This is a genomic window from Levilactobacillus koreensis JCM 16448 (assembly GCF_001435525.1).
GTDB classification, from domain to species: domain Bacteria; phylum Bacillota; class Bacilli; order Lactobacillales; family Lactobacillaceae; genus Levilactobacillus; species Levilactobacillus koreensis.
This window is the reverse complement of the sequence record NZ_AZDP01000123.1, coordinates 98,495-114,077: the sequence shown is the minus strand read 5'-3', so window position 1 is coordinate 114,077 and position 15,583 is coordinate 98,495. Positions and strand designations below refer to the sequence as shown.

11 protein-coding genes are annotated in these 15,583 nt (G+C 52.2%); all 11 read right to left on the bottom strand.

From position 1 onward, the window contains the following. Nucleotides 1-32: 32 nt before the first annotated feature. The 11 genes from FC99_RS13205 to pepT all read right to left on the bottom strand — a co-directional run bounded on the left by FC99_RS13205 (nucleotide 33) and on the right by pepT (nucleotide 15,532). Entirely contained in the window at nucleotides 33-758 is a 726-nt protein-coding gene (locus FC99_RS13205) for a pseudouridine synthase (RefSeq protein WP_048735992.1), read from the bottom strand. Nucleotide 759: 1 nt separating this feature from the next. Continuing rightward, a complete protein-coding gene (scpB, locus tag FC99_RS13200) occupies nucleotides 760-1,362 on the bottom strand; it encodes an SMC-Scp complex subunit ScpB (RefSeq protein WP_048735991.1) in 603 nt (200 codons plus the stop codon). After that, on the bottom strand, nucleotides 1,340-2,134 hold the full coding sequence (locus tag FC99_RS13195) for a segregation and condensation protein A (protein ID WP_048735990.1): 795 nt from the start codon (nucleotides 2,132-2,134) through the stop codon (nucleotides 1,340-1,342). The genes scpB and FC99_RS13195 overlap by 23 nt, the downstream gene beginning before the upstream one ends. Continuing rightward, on the bottom strand, nucleotides 2,109-2,483 hold the full coding sequence (locus FC99_RS13190) for a hypothetical protein (protein WP_048735989.1): 375 nt from the start codon (nucleotides 2,481-2,483) through the stop codon (nucleotides 2,109-2,111). Before FC99_RS13190 ends, FC99_RS13195 begins: the two co-directional genes overlap by 26 nt. Nucleotides 2,484-2,517: 34 nt before the next feature. Further along, on the bottom strand, nucleotides 2,518-3,414 hold the full coding sequence (gene xerD / locus FC99_RS13185; RefSeq protein WP_048735988.1) for a site-specific tyrosine recombinase XerD: 897 nt from the start codon (nucleotides 3,412-3,414) through the stop codon (nucleotides 2,518-2,520). Nucleotides 3,415-3,425: 11 nt separating this feature from the next. Then, nucleotides 3,426-4,328: a CvfB family protein gene (locus FC99_RS13180; RefSeq protein WP_056986573.1), complete on the bottom strand. Its 903-nt coding sequence runs from the start codon at nucleotides 4,326-4,328 to the stop codon at nucleotides 3,426-3,428. 647 nt (nucleotides 4,329-4,975) lie between these two features. Beyond that, nucleotides 4,976-6,733 carry a pyruvate kinase gene (gene pyk, locus FC99_RS13175; protein ID WP_048735987.1) on the bottom strand — a complete coding sequence of 586 codons (1,758 nt, stop codon included), beginning with the start codon at nucleotides 6,731-6,733 and terminating at the stop codon, nucleotides 4,976-4,978. A 261-nt stretch (nucleotides 6,734-6,994) separates the two neighbouring features. Further along, complete coding sequence (locus tag FC99_RS13170) at nucleotides 6,995-7,723, bottom strand: transaldolase (RefSeq protein WP_048735986.1); 729 nt, start codon at nucleotides 7,721-7,723, stop codon at nucleotides 6,995-6,997. Between the two features lie 95 nt (nucleotides 7,724-7,818). Beyond that, nucleotides 7,819-11,169: a DNA polymerase III subunit alpha gene (gene dnaE / locus FC99_RS13165; protein WP_048735985.1), complete on the bottom strand. Its 3,351-nt coding sequence runs from the start codon at nucleotides 11,167-11,169 to the stop codon at nucleotides 7,819-7,821. 259 nt (nucleotides 11,170-11,428) lie between these two features. Then, complete coding sequence (clpB, locus tag FC99_RS13160; RefSeq protein ID WP_048735984.1) at nucleotides 11,429-14,035, bottom strand: ATP-dependent chaperone ClpB; 2,607 nt, start codon at nucleotides 14,033-14,035, stop codon at nucleotides 11,429-11,431. 255 nt (nucleotides 14,036-14,290) lie between these two features. Continuing rightward, nucleotides 14,291-15,532: a peptidase T gene (pepT, locus tag FC99_RS13155; protein ID WP_048735983.1), complete on the bottom strand. Its 1,242-nt coding sequence runs from the start codon at nucleotides 15,530-15,532 to the stop codon at nucleotides 14,291-14,293. Between the last annotated feature and the right edge of the window lie 51 nt (nucleotides 15,533-15,583).

Here is a 15,583-nt window from a genome sequence, read left to right as displayed (position 1 = left end):
ATATACTAACTTTCTGGAAGTGTGTCAACCGCTTAGCTTAACAATCCGGTCAGGCGTTTGAGCTCCTTAACTTCTTCGGGCTTTAGATTCCGCGCTTCGCCAGCGTTCAATCCCTTTAACGTCAAGAAGCCGTACTGCTCACGCTTCAACTTTTCAACCGGGTAGCCCACAGCTTCCAGCATTTTCTTGACCTGGTGGTTTTTGCCTTCGTGAATGATGACCTCGATGATGGCTGTCTTGCGCTTATCATCGTGGCTCAACACCTTGGACTTGGCCGGCGCATAAGTCTCACCATCAACCGTGATGCCTTGTCGTAATTTCCGCATGGCATCGTTGCTAGGAATTCCCTTGACCCGGGCCACATACGTCTTTTCCACCTCATACTTAGGATGGGTCAGGCGATTAGCGAGTTCCCCGTCGTTGGTCAGCAGGAGCAGGCCCGACGTATCGTAATCCAGCCGACCGACCGGATAGATCCGTTGGCTCACGTCGGCGACCAGGTCGACCACCGTCTTGCGGCCCTTCTCATCGTTAGCCGTCGAAATGACCCCGCGAGGCTTGTACAGTAAGACGTAGGTGGGGGTTTCACTGGTCACTTGCACGCCATCGACCATGATCTGGTCGTGGACGCCGACCTTGGTCCCTAATTCGGTAACGACGGTCCCGTTGACCTTCACCCGACCGCTCATGATCAACTTTTCTGACTGCCGCCGTGAAGCGACGCCGTCATGAGCTAAAACTTTTTGTAAGCGTTCCATTCTACGATTCATCTCCTGATTCTGATTGGTTAAGTTGCTGATTAAAGGCCTGTAAGAACAGGTCGCCCCCATCGCCGGTCGACTCACTAGTCGTCGCAGCAGCGGGCAAGGGGGGTAAGTCACTGAGCTGCTTTAAGCCAAAGTAATCTAAAAAGTAATCGCTGGTCCGATAAACTTTAGGTCGGCCGGGCTCGTCTAACCGCCCCGTGGCTTCGATCAACCGCCGCAAAACTAATTTTTGCACGGTCGATGAGCTCTGCACGCCCCGAATCTCGTCAACTTCGATCCGGGTAATGGGTTGCCGATAAGCAATGATGGCCAGGACCTCTAAGGATGCCGGTGACAGACTAGTGCTCAGGGGGTTCTCAAAGTAATGCTTGATCACGTCCCCCGCGGCCGCCTTAGTGACTAACCGGTAAGTCGTATCGTTGACCATCAGTTCGAGGGCCGAATCGGTATCGGCTGCATACTTCTGCGCTAGCCGTTCCAACGTTGCCAGGATGGCTGGTCGTAAGAGTCCCGTTGCCGCAGCCAGATTCGCCACGGTGATGCCCTCATCACCACTCACGAACAATAGACTTTCAATCTGTGCCAGAGGTGCCATCGGTGGCATACCTTCCTTTCAACTTTAAAAAATTGACCTGTAACGGCAGTAAGCGACTCACTTGGGTCAAGGCTACCTGCCGTTGACGAGCGAGTTCTAAGACGGCGAGAAAGGTCGTCACGACCTCCTCCATGGCCGGGACATGTCCCAGCAAGTGATCGAAGGCTACCGGCCCATGGGCGCGTTCCAACCGCGTCAGCACCGTTGCCATCTGGTCTTTGATCGTAAAGTGTTCTTCCTGAATGCTCTGCGTCACCGGTTTAGCCCGGGTCGTCTGTTGCATCAACCGGACCAGCGCTGCCTGCAGATCACTGGTCTGAATCCCCGGTGCCACGGTCATGGTTGTCTCTTCTGGGACTGCCATGGCCGGTCGCGTAAAGTGATGCTGTCGCGCTACCGCTAGTTTCTTTAAGGCCTGAGCCGCCTGCTTATAGCGTTGATATTCCAAAAGCTGATTGACCAGCTCCTCGCGGGGATCACCCATCTCCGCATCGTCTTGTGGCTCGACCGTCTGTGGCTTGGGCAACAACAGCTTAGCCTTGATGGCCATCAGGGTCGCCGCCATCACGAAGTATTCCCCCGCAATGTCTAACCGCAATGTCTGCATTTGATGCAGGTACGTCAGATACTGACTGGTGATCGTTGTGATCCGAATATCATAAATATCCATCTCATTTGTCTTGATCAGGTGGAGCAGAAGGTCCAAGGGCCCCTCGAAGTCGCTGACCTGAATCAGTGGCTGGCCGTCAGTCGTTGTTTTGTTTTTGTCCATGCTGATACTCCCAGTCCGCAACCGTTTTTGCCGTAGTTAAGGTCCCCATTAAACGTTTCTTAGACGTTGCTGTGGCCAACTGATCCAGCATTCGCCGATTGTTCAGTGGCGACTGTTTGTCTGGCATCAGTGTGATCAGTCGAACAATTAAGTAATCGCCCTGCGTTTCGGTCCCCACGGCACCGGCAAAGTCATCGTGTTCATCTTTCCACAGGTACAGGGTCCGATCGTCCCCACCTTGATACCAAGCCAGCTCACGTTGGAGTCGGTCCCAGTCCTTAAAGCTCGGAAGTAGGCTCAACAGGCCCATCGCGATTTTTTGATAATCTGATCGGTATTTCAATAACATGCGTCTGCCTCCGTTCACCGTCCCTCTGGCCCACTTAGGCGCGAGGGTGATACTGATCATAAACATTTTTTAAGCGTTTCTTTGAAATGTGCGTGTAGATTTGCGTTGTGGTAATGTCCGCGTGCCCCAACAGTTCCTGCACCACCCGCAAGTCGGCCCCATTTTCTAAAATGTGGGTCGCAAACGAGTGGCGCAGGGTGTGGGGCGTCACGTCCTTTTGAATTCCCGTCAACGCCACGTACTTCTTGATTTTTTGCCAAATTGCTTGGCGGCTCAACCCACCACCGTGACCGTTTAGAAAGAGATACGGACTCGTCCGCTGCTTCAGTAGGGCCGGCCGACTCGTCTGCAGATACTGATTGATCCAGTCGGTGGCCACGTCGCCAATGGGAATGATACGTTCCTTATCGCCCTTACCCAGCGTCTGGATCAGGCCCATCTCTAAGTGCAGGTCGGCCAGTTTGAGGTGGACCAGTTCACTGACCCGTAAGCCAGTGGCGTACATCACCTCTAGGATGGCCCGATCTCTAAGGCCATACTTCGTGGTCGTATCCGGTGTCGCCAACAAACGATCCACTTCCGCCACCGTCAAAACGGCGGGCAGGTGTTCCGCGTGCTTAGGCGCCGCAATGTTTGCCATGGGATTGACCGTCAATTGATGCGTTTGCACCAAGTAGCGATAGAATTTTCGGAGCGCAGAAACGGCATGGATCACCGAATTACGCGACTTTCCCGCCGCGGTCAGGTCACTCAGATAAGCCATCAGTTGCAGCCGGTCCACCAGTTTAAAATCCGTAATGCCCTTACCCGTCAGATACTGGTTGAAGTTGTGTAACTCCTGGGTATAACTCGTGACCGAATTAACAGCTAATCCCTGCTCCACGGTCAGGTAGTGGGCAAAGTCCGCCGTTTGATCCTCTAATACGGTCATGGTCAGGCCTCCTACTCTTCGGTCGACGTTGAATCCGTCTCGGGCTGCGCTTCAGCACTGACCAACCAGAGTTGACCATCATGCTGCGTAATCTGACGATCTTTTAGTAAATGACCAATCGCCCGCTTGAATTGCCCCTTGCTGATCCCAAAGTAAGCCTTGATGGCCGCTGGATCGGATTTATCGCTAAAGTCCAAATGACCATCTTCGGAATGTTGTAATGCTGCATAGAGCATGGCTGCATCGTCATCGATGGCCTCATAGGTCCGCGGCCGCAACGATAGGTTCAGCGTGCCATCATCTCTAACACCGATGACCCGAGCATGTAGCTCCTCACCTAACCGGGGTTCCGTTTCCCGTTCGGACGGGTGAATGAAGCCTAATTCGTAATGATCCGTCATGACCCGCGTCCCAACCAATTTCAATTGATAGGCCGTCGCAATGACGTTAGCGTTTTGCATGTGCTTCTTAGCGGGCTGCGCGATAGCCTGGTAGACTTCACCATCAGCTAAGACCCCCCACAACCGTTGCTTGGCGTCTTCACGCAGGGCAATCAGCAAGCGGTCGCCTTGCTGTGGCCAGAGTTCCATCATATCTGGAAGGTCATCCAATGACACCACAACGTCCTTGTTGGGCAAACCGATATTGACAAAGACACCCAGCGTCCGTTGGGTCCGAACAACGGTCCCAAAACCGTAGTGGTCGACCTGTACTTGAGGGGCGTTTCGCGTAATCTGTAGATCATGACCCTCATTTTCGTACGCAAATCCCTTAAACGTGGCGCCTAGCTTCAGTGGTTTTTCAATTTCAGCCTTGTCAAGCCGAAAGGTCGTCCCGTCAACTTGTACAAAATAATCCTGTTCATTTTCATCGGTAACTTTTCCCGCGATGATGCGGCCTAATAGTTCTTCCATAATCTCCTCAATTCTACTGGTTTCCCAGTTTACCGTCCAAAAGTGTCTAGTTTATATTTTACACGGAAACGGTCCAACTAGCGAGCTTAAATCCGACAAAATTGCTTAATTCAAAACCTTTAAGAATCAGAATGGTTATATCCGTGTAAATGGCCGCACTCCGGCTACCAGGGATTCCGCCTGGTGTCCTCCGGCTCACATTGTGCTCTGCAACAATTAAACGTTAAGCCCCAAAGTGTTTCGAACTTCAAGGTATGCATCCATAATAACTTTAGGGATAACATTTTGCAGCCTTCCAGACACCCATCAGGAGTAACTCAGTATATTCGCCTGCTAATAGTATGTGCCGTCGCAAATCAGTTTACGACCTGCTCCAATTATAGGCCGTAGAAAAATTCTAGTATCGTCGTTGAGGGTAGACCATAGAAATAGTTTCCGGGTCACTCATCACCCTTAGCCCAGAAATTATTGGAGACAGCTCGTGATAATCAGTCCAGTATTCTTTAGACTGATCAATCATTAATATGGCACAGACTACACCGTGATTGCAATTCAAGTTTGCCAAAACCACGCCACACCATCTTAAAAGACAGCAAAAAACGGACCCCCGACAGAGGGTCCGTTTTTCATAACAGGTTTATCTCTTATTAAAGCGCGTTGGAAGCACCGTGGTAAACGATACCGCGACGTGAGTCAACAGTAATCAATTCGCCATCGGAGATCTTGTCGCTAGCGCCAACGGCACCAACGATAACAGGAATCCCCATGGAAATCCCAACAACAGCAGCATGAGAAGTCAACCCACCGTTTTCAACGATAACGGCGCTAGACTTTTCGATAGCTGGCAAGTAGTCTTTGTCGGTGTTCTTAGCAATCAAGATACCACCTTCAACGACTTTAGCGTTAGCTTCGGCAGCGGTGTTGGCAATGATTGCCTTACCGATAACGGTGTCGTCACCGACGCCTTGGCCTTGAACTAACTTTGAGCCGATTAACTGGATCTTCATCAAGTTAGTCGTCCCACGTTCGCCAACTGGTACACCAGCGGTGATCAAGATCAGGTCGCCTTCCTTGGCCAAACCAGTTTCAACAGCCTTAGCAGCTGCTAAATCAAACATTTCATCAGTGTTTGAAGGCTTTTCGGTAACGATTGGGTAAACACCCCAGTTGACCATCAAACCACGACGGGTCCGGTCGTCAAAGGTAACAGCTAAGATATCAGCATCTGGCCGGTACTTAGAAATCATCTTAGCGGTGTAGCCACTTTCAGTTGCGGCAACGATGGTCTTAACGCCCAATTCGTTAGCAACACGAGCAACGGAAGCACCGATAGATTCAGTAACGTCACCGTTATCGAAGTTCAAGTTGTCACGACCAAAGTCCTTCAAAGCATTTTCAGCCTTGATGTCGATCCGGTTCATAGTTGCAACGGATTCTACTGGGTATTCACCGTTAGCACTTTCACCAGAGAGCATGGTTGCGTCAGTACCATCAAAGACGGCGTTAGCAACGTCAGATGCTTCGGCACGAGTAGGACGTGGGTTTTCTTGCATGGAGTCCAACATTTGAGTAGCCGTGATAACTGGCTTGCCTAAGTGGTTGCACTTCTTGATCAAAGCCTTTTGTACCAAAGGCACGTTTTCCGTTGGAATTTCAACACCCATGTCACCACGAGCAACCATTAAACCATCGGAAACCTTGATGATGTCATCAAAGTTGTTGATACCTTCTTGAGATTCGATCTTAGGGAAGATTTGAACGTGTTCCATGTGCTTTTCTTCGAGGAGTTCACGGATGTCCATGACATCTTGTGGCTTCCGAACGAATGAAGCAGCGATGAAGTTGATTTCGTGGTCCAAACCAAAGCGAATGTCATCGGAGTCTTTTTCAGTGATCCCAGGTAAGTTGATGGAAACACCAGGTGCGTTAACACCCTTACGAGAACCCAATACACCGTCGTTTTGAACAGTAACAACTAATTCCTTAGTTGCGTCATCCTTCTTATCAACAACAGTATCTAATAAACCATCATCGAATAAGACGTGGCCGCCTTCGTGAACGTCATCGAACAAGCCAGGGTAAGTAACAGCAATCTTTTCCTTGGTTCCTTCGAGTGAATCGTCCATGGAAATCCGGAAAACGTCACCAGTCTTGAAATTGAGCTTACCGCCCTTTTCAACAGTGGTCCGAATTTCGGCACCCTTAGTATCTAACATGATACCAACGGTCTTACCAGTAATCTTTTCAGCCTTGTGGACATTTTCCAACCGGCCTAAGTGTTCTTCATGGTCACCATGTGAAAAGTTGAACCGGAAGATGTTGGCGCCAGATTCGATCAACTTAACAATCGTATCAACGTCAGTACTTGCAGGACCAAGGGTACTTACGATCTTGGTTTTCTTCATTAGAAAAATCTCTCCTTTAGAATTGGCACAAAACTGTTCATCGATTCAACTAAAAATCGACAAGCGAAAAGTTTCGGCGCAAATTTGATTCCAAAATTATTCTATCACTTTTAAAAATTTATGTCTGCTATGTTTCCCTCTTTTTCGCTACTTTGTGGACAAATTATCAAAGTAAGCGTTTTCTTACGCTCGCGGGGTCTCCCGGAAAGTTAAAACCTGCTAGTTCGATAACTAACAGATTATGCTAAGAATAAAAATATACTACTCGGCCGACACTGAATCGACTGGAATCGTAAATCCGAGTTCGGCAATATCGTGATCAAACGTCTTGACCGTGTCCACCGAAACTTGAAGGGCTGGTGTATCGAATTTGCTCAGTTTGCCTAAGATCTTGGGTGGCACGGTAATAATATCACAGCCCGTCTGATCGGCCTGCACGATGTTGAAGACCTCCCGGGTACTTGCCCAGAGCAATTCGACGTTAGGCTTAGTGTGACACAGGGTCGCTGCCTGCGTCATTACTGGCAACGGGTTAACCCCGGTATCTGCGATGCGACCCGCAAAGACGGACACAATGCCGCCCACCTCAGGATTCAAGGCATCCACGGCAAGCTTGACCTGCGTCAACGTGGTGATGGCCGTGACGTTGACCTTGACCCCCGCCGTCGACAGTTGGTGAATCACTTCGGCGTTGTCTTCGCCGTTGGCCCGGATCACGGGAACCTTAACGGCAACGTTGGGGCCCAGGGCAGCTAAGACCTTGGCTTCGGCCAGCATTCGCGCAGGTGTATTGCCAAAGACCTCAAAACTGATCGACCGGTCCGGGAACGTGGCAACGGCTTCCTTAGCAAAAGCCAAGTAGTCGGTGATCCCAGCCGCCTTCATCAAACTTGGGTTGGTGGTGAATCCCTCGACCAAGCCCTTCGCAGCAACATCTTTCATGGCGGACAATTCCGCACCATCGGAATAAATCTTCACAGTTAATTGCATTAAAAAAATACCTCCAAAGTCATTATATTGAATCATTGGTATAATCATACCAACGCCAGTATGAATAGTCTAGAAGTATTTTTGACTAAATTGGTCTATCCATTTTGAAAAACGATGTTGCCGCTCCCCATTAGCTCTTCCAGAGCCGATTGTAACTGCGCATCCCCCCGTAGCCACTGTGACCTTGGCAGGACCCGCTTCTGATCGGTCTGGGGTTGATACACGATCACTGGTACCGGACCACTGTGAGCCGTTAGAAATTGCCCGAGTTTGGCCGCAATCGTTCGTTCATCGTGGGTCGCGTCAACCCGGACGAACCAGCGAGCCCCCTCGGGTAACGCCGCTGGGGCACTAGGTTGCAGCTGGGCCGCCGGTGTTATGCGGTCGACCACGATCTGCAGGCCCCGCTGTTGTTCGACCTTACCCTGCACCACGATGACTTGATCCGTTGCCAACCACGTGCTAGCCTGCCGATACAGATTGGGGAAAATCGTCAGACTGATTTCGGCCGTCTCATCACTCCCGGTCACAAACGCCATCGGTTCACCGCGCTTCGTCCGAATCGTCCGGATCTTGGTCACGTAGACAATGACACTGACCCGCGCATCGACGGCGAGGTCGCTGACCGGTTGGGCGTGAAGTTTCTTCACGAGTGGTCGGTACTGTTCGACCGGGTGGCCCGATAAGTAGGCCCCCAGCACGGCTTCTTCCTGAGTTAACTTCGTCATCAAGTCCAGGTCGGGCTTCGGCGTGACCTTAGGTGCTAACGCCGCAAAAAGTTCCACGTTGTCCCCGGAAAGCTCGACGGTGCTTAGAAACTCAGGCAACGCCGCAATCAACTCCGCTCGGTTATAGCCAAAGTGATCAAACGCCCCGGCATAGACCAACGCATTTAGGAGGTCGGCCTTGCGGTACTTAGCATCGATTCGTTGCAGAAATTGGTGGAGGTCACGATACGGTCCATTGGCTCGCCGGTCGGCCAAGAGCTCTCTGAGAAAGTCTCGCCGGACCCCCTTGATGGAACTCAGGCCAAAGATGATCGCCTTATCGCGTAAATTAAAATAGGCACTCGACTGGTTAATGTCTGGGGGCAAGATGTTGACCCCGTGGCGTTTAGCCTCCGTCAAATACATCTTGGTCTTGACCGGCACATTGATCACCGAGTTGAGCAGTGCCGCATAGAACGGACCGGGGTAGTGGGCCTTCAAATAAGCCAGCTGAAAGGCTAACTTACTGTAGGCAACCGCATGTGACCGGTTGAACCCGTAATTGGCGAACCGGTCCATGTAGGCAAAGACCTGCTCGGCCACCGTTGGCGCGTACCCTAACTTTTGGGCCCCACTCACGAATTGCTTCTGCATGGCATCCATGGTCTGCTTCTTTTTCTTACTCATGGCCCGCCGCAGCAAGTCGGCTTGGCCTAACGTGAAGCCCCCCATGACGGAGGCCACTTGCATGACTTGTTCCTGGTAGACCAACACACCGTACGTCGGCCCTAAGATTGGTTTCAGGGCTGGTGCCGCGTAGTCGACCTGTTCTTGGCCGTGCTTTCGCCGAATGAAGGTGTCGATATTTTCCATCGGCCCCGGCCGGTACAGGGCGTTGACGGCGGCGACCAACTCAAAACTGTCCGGTTGGAGTTGCCGCAAGACTCGTTTGATCCCGGTGGATTCGAACTGAAAGACCCCGTTCGTTTCCCCTTGAGCAAATAATTTCAGCGTCGCCGCATCGTTAAGGTCGATCTGATTTAGGTCGAGCGCTTGTCCGGTCTGCTTCTTAACTAACGCCAGGGCATTGGCCAGGATGCTCAGGTTCCGGAGTCCCAGAAAGTCCATCTTTAACAGGCCGACCGCTTCGACGGTATCCTTAGGGTACTGGGTCATCAGCAGGTCCGTGCCCCCAGGTTGCAAGGGAACGAGGTCGAGCAAAGAGCCCTGGCTCAACACGATTCCGGCCGCATGGGTGGAGTAGTTACGTGGCAGGCCTTCCAGACGCTTGGCTGTATCAAATAGCAGTTTATTTTGGTCGCTATCGGCCACTAGATTTCGTAATTTTTGCGATTGGTCGTAGGCCGCTTGCAGCGTGATGTGCAACTGACTTGGGATTGCCGCACTCCACTCGCTCATTTCATAAGGGGCCATCCCCAGGACCCGACCCACGTCACGCAAGGCCGCCTTAGCCGCCAGCGTTCCAAACGTAATGATCTGAGCGACTCGAGAATGCCCGTATTTATCGTGAACGTACTGCAGGACTTGCTCACGCTTATCATCCGGGATATCCAGGTCAATATCGGGCATCTGCGCCCGTTCTTCGTTCAAGAACCGTTCAAACAACAGATCATAGGCCAGCGGGTCCACTTCCGTAATCGCCAACACATAGGCGACCAGTGACCCGGCGGCCGATCCCCGACCTGGTCCCGTCTGAATATGGGCGCGGTGAGCATAGTTCATCACATCCCAGACGATCAAGAAATAATCGTCAAACCCCATCCGGTGAATGACCCCCAACTCGCGCTCCAAGCGCTGCTGATAGGGCGCGTCGTCAGTTACCCGATTCTGCCGCAAACGTACTTGTAACCCGCGTTGACACAGCTCTTTTAAGTAACTCTGTGAGTCTTGCTGGTCGGGTGTCGGAAATTGGGGCAGTTGTGGTTGTTGAAATTTCAAGGTGACCGCTGTGCCGGCAGCGAGTTGCTCCCCGGCAGTCACCGCCGCCGACAACCCCGCCGCATTGAACAGTTCCGCCTGTTCGGCTGCGGGACGTAACCAGTGTATCCCCAAGGTCTGTTGCGCGGCGTCCGTATCCGTCAAGGTCGCTCCCGTACCAATCGCCCGCAGGACCGTCACGGCAAAATGGTCCTCGCGATTAAGGTAGTCGACCGGTGCCAATGCCACCACCGTTGCCTGAGACTGGTCCGCCACAGTTTGTAGTTGTTGCTGGGTTGTCGGCGTCAGTTCTGGACTGGTCCCGACAAATAGACTATCGGCGGCAAGCAGCGACCGCACCTGGGTCAACACGTGCGTTGCGGCCGGTGCATCCCCCGCGGCCAGCGCCTGGTGAACCTCACTATTTAACGGGGCAATCACCTTTAAGTGACTCAGGTGCTGCGCCTGTTCTTGTAAGCTGACGGGGGCTGCCGCAACCTGATAGGCTGTCGACAGCTGCATGAGCTGCTGATAGCCCGTAAAGTCACTCGCGATGAAGAGCCATTCTTGCTCCCGGGTCGCATCGATCAGGCCTTGAGTGGACAGGGTCAGGCCCAGTAGTGGCTTGATACCGGCTTTTTGACAGGCGTTGTAAAACGCCACGATCCCATACATCACATTCTTATCCGTTAGGGCTAGGGTCTGATAGCCCCGGTCCTTGGCGGTTTGTACGAGGTCATCGATTCGGCTATTGCTCTGTAACAAGCTGTACGTACTCGTGACCTGTAACGGGACAAACATGGTCAGCACTCCTTTCTCGCAGTTAGTTTGACATTATTATACCAGAAAACAGGCCGCACGACTCGGATTACGAACAAGCGTTCTGGAACGCTAAATTTTGCACTACAGCTGCCAGGGATTCCGCCTGCTGGGGAGACCTCCCGACTGAGAATCGGTTCGCCGATTCGAGGCAAAGACTGCCCCAAGCACGACCTTCAATTTCACCCCAAAAAGAAAGCCCCCGGTCATCACAACCGAAAGCCTCCTCACGTCACTTGTTTTACTCTTTTACTGCCATTGGTGTGTGTGTAAATTGTAGCTGGTCATCGGCTACGTCGATCGTAATCAGGCTATTGACTGGGATCTTACCCGCAATCAACTGCTTGGCTAACGGCGTTTCCACGTGCGTCGTGATGAATCGCTGCAATGGCCGCGCCCCATAGGCTGGCAGGTAGCCGGACTTCGCGATCCAGGCCTGGGCTACTGGCGTAATCGTCAGGTCTAACTGCTGTTCGTGCAGTCGAACCGCCAAGTGCGCCACTAGTTTGACCACAATCTGTTGGACGTCGGCTAAGGAGAGCGGTGTGAACATGATCGTTTCGTCGATTCGGTTCAAGAATTCTGGCCGGAAGTGGGTCTGCAGCAACTGGGCGACCTGCTTTTGCGCATCCGGACTGATCCGTCCCTGGTCGTCCGTTCCCCGTAGCAGGAGCTCCGACCCCAGGTTCGACGTCATGATCAAAATGGTGTTCTTGAAATCGACCGTCCGGCCCTGACTATCCGTTAACCGCCCGTCATCTAAGACTTGTAATAACAGGTTAAAGACGTCCGGGTGGGCCTTTTCAACTTCATCAAATAAAACGATGGTGTACGGATTACGCCGCACGGCCTCGGTCAGCTGGCCACCCTCTTCGTAACCAACGTACCCCGGTGCCGCCCCAACTAGCCGGGATACGGATTCCTTCTCCATGTACTCGGACATGTCGATACGCACCATGTGGTCTTCGCTATCAAAAAGGTTCTCGGCCAACGCCTTGGCTAATTCCGTCTTCCCGACCCCAGTTGGTCCTAAGAAGAGAAATGAACCTAGGGGTTTAGTGGGATCCTGGAGCCCTGCGCGCGATCGCAATACGGCATCGGCCACGGCTGACACGGCTTGGTCTTGGCCCACGACACGGTCATGCAACCGATCGGCAAGCTTCAACAGTTTCTCGCGTTCGCCCTGAACCAACTTGGTCACGGGAATGCCGGTCATTCGACTGACGACCGCCGCAATTTCGTTTTCGGTAACGGACTCGGAGACCAACCAGTTTTGATTTTGATCCTGCTTTTCCAATTCGGCCAATTCCTTTTGCAGGCGTGGAATCGTCCCGTGTTGCAGTTCGGCTGCCTTGTTCAAATCATACGCCGATTCGGCATTCTCCAAATCACGCTTAGCCGTGTCGAGTTCGGTCTTCTTGTCCCCCACGCTCTTGATGGCCGTCTTTTCTTGATTCCACTGAGCACTCAACTTGTCGACCTTTTCCTTGATGTCGGCAAGTTCCTTGTTCAATTCCGTCAGCCGTTTCTGTGAGGCTTCATCGGTCTCTTGCTTGAGGGCCGTTTGCTCAACCTGCATCCGCATCATTTGCCGCCGCGCCTGATCCAGTTCGGTCGGTGCCGAGTTCATTTCGACCCGGATGGAAGCCGACGCCTCGTCGACGAGGTCAATGGCCTTGTCGGGTAAGAAGCGGTCGGTCAAATAGCGATCGGACAGTTTCGCCGCCGCAATCAACGCATTGTCGTGGATCTTGACGCCATGGTGAATTTCAAAGCGTTCGCGCAAGCCCCGTAAGATGGTGACGGTATCGTCGATGCTGGGTTCGTTGACCAGCACCCGTTGGAACCGCCGGGCCAAAGCCTTATCTTTCTCCAAATATTCTCGGTATTCGTCGAGCGTGGTGGCACCGATCAAGTGGAGTTCACCCCGCGCTAGCATTGGCTTGAGCAGGTTACCGGCGTCCATACTGCCTTCCGCTTTTCCTGCCCCGACGATGTTATGAATTTCGTCGATGAACATGATGATCTGCCCGTCACTCTTGGTAACTTCCTTCAAGACGGCCTTCAGTCGTTCCTCGAATTCACCCCGGTATTTGGCGCCGGCGATCAAGGAGCCCATGTCCAGTGAGAAGATGGTCTTGTCCTTCAAGTTGTCCGGGACATCCCCACGCACGATTCGTTGGGCCAATCCTTCGACGATGGCGGTCTTCCCGACCCCGGCTTCCCCGATCAGGACCGGATTGTTCTTGGTCTTTCGCGACAGGATCCGAATCACCGACAGGATTTCGTCGTCCCGGCCAATGATGGGGTCGATCTTCCCACTACGCATGGCCTTAACGAGGTCGATGCCGTATTTTTCCAGGGCCTTGTACTGGTCCTCTTGATTCTTCGAGGTCACGCGTTCGCCGCCCCGCACCTTGTCAACGGCATTGCGGACCAGTTGTTCCGTCATCCCCTGACTCTTCAAGTAATCGGTCAGATTCTCCCCGTTAAGCTGCATGACAGCGATCAGAACCGTGTCCACGGCCATAAACTCGTCATGATAACCATCCTTAACGGCATCCGCCTTTTGCAGCAATTCCGTCAGGTTACGGGAAAATTCCTGGCCGTACTGAATGCCACTGCCGGAAACGGTGCTGATGGCGTCCAGTTCTCGATCGAGCTCGCTGTCGAGGTCAGCGATGTTTGCCCCGGCATCGGCCAGAATCTCTCTGCCCAATTCACCGGGTTGAATTAAGAACTTAAAGAGATGGGCGACCGTCACGGCCTGGTGCTTTCTGGTCATCGCAATGTGCTGCGCTTCGGTCAGAGCGTCGGTCAACGCCTGCGTCATTTTTTCTGGATTCATGTTGTGTCCCCCTTAAAATTAATTGGTTATTTGTGCCCATGTTAGACCTTGGCTTAACAGCCCGGCTCGTCGTCTCCACAACTAGCTTGCTGCACCGTCGGACCAAGGCCAGTTGGTTTCACTTAACCCTGATCCACCATCGGTCACACGCTTCAAAAAAAGAGGCAACCCTTAGGTCAACCTCCATTTTTCACTCATATTCTAACTGATTTTAGACCAAAGTCAAAATAATTTGACCTATTTTGACCAATTAATTTATGCCTGTTGTTCGGCGAGTTGGGCAATCTTGATGACGACATCGGTGGCCTTTTCCATGGTCTGTTCGGAAACGTATTCGAAACGACCGTGCATGTTTTCCCCACCGGCAAATAGGTTCGGCGTTGGTAAGCCCATGAAGGAGATCTTGGACCCATCAGTCCCCCCACGAACGGGGAAAATCAGTGGCTTGATGTCGAGTTCTTCTAAGGCTTGCTTAGCCAAATCAACGACCGTCATGTCCTTCTCGATGACTTCACGCATGTTGTAGTACTGGTCCTTGATGGTAACCTGAACCCGTTCTGAACCGTATTGCTTGTTCAATTGGTCGGCAACACCTTGGAACAACTTCTTACGGTCTTCGAAGACCTGGCGATCGTGGTCACGGATGATGTAGCTCAGGTGCGCCGAGTCAACCGTCCCCGTCATGCTGTACAGGTGGAAGAAGCCTTCCCGTCCTTCGGTGTTTTCCGGACGGTCATGTTCAGGCAATGCCGCGTGGAAGTCCATAGCAACTTGCGACGCATTGACCATGACGCCCTTAGCTTCGGCCGGGTGAACGTTGGTCCCAGTAACTTCGACCTGCGCGTCAGCGGCGTTAAAGGTTTCATATTCCAATTGGCCTAATGGACCGCCATCGACCGTGTAGGCAATGTCGGCACCGAAATCCTTGACATCGAAGTGATCGGCACCAGTCCCGATTTCTTCGTCAGGGCCCAGACCAATTTCGATCTCACCGTGCTTGATTTCTGGATGCGCCAACAGGTATTCGGCGGCCGCCATGATTTCAGCGACTCCGGACTTGTCGTCGGCACCTAATAACGTGCTACCATCCGTGGTGATCAAGGTGTCACCCTTGTAGTTTTTCAAATTAGGGAAAACGGCCGGGTCCAACGTGTACTTACCGGCATCGTCGAGCTTGATGACGGATTGGCCATCGTAGTTTTCAACGAACTTAGGGGTTATGTTTTCACTGTTAAAATCGGCTGTGTCAAAGTGGGAAATAAACCCGATCTTCTTGACCTGCTTCGTGGTATTCGCGGGCAGGGTCGCGTAAACGTAGCTGGATTGCGCGTTGATGTGGACGTTGTCCAGACCAATGGCCTTCAAGTCCTCGACCAAGCCCTCAGCGAACTTCGTCAACCGTTCGTTAGAGGGAACAGTCGTGGAATTCGGGGTCGAGCGGGTATTGACCTTCACGTATTTTAAAAACCGGGGAATCAAATTTTCATACTTTGCCAAAATGAATCACTCCTCAATTAAATTAACTTACAAATTTAGTGTACGCGTTTT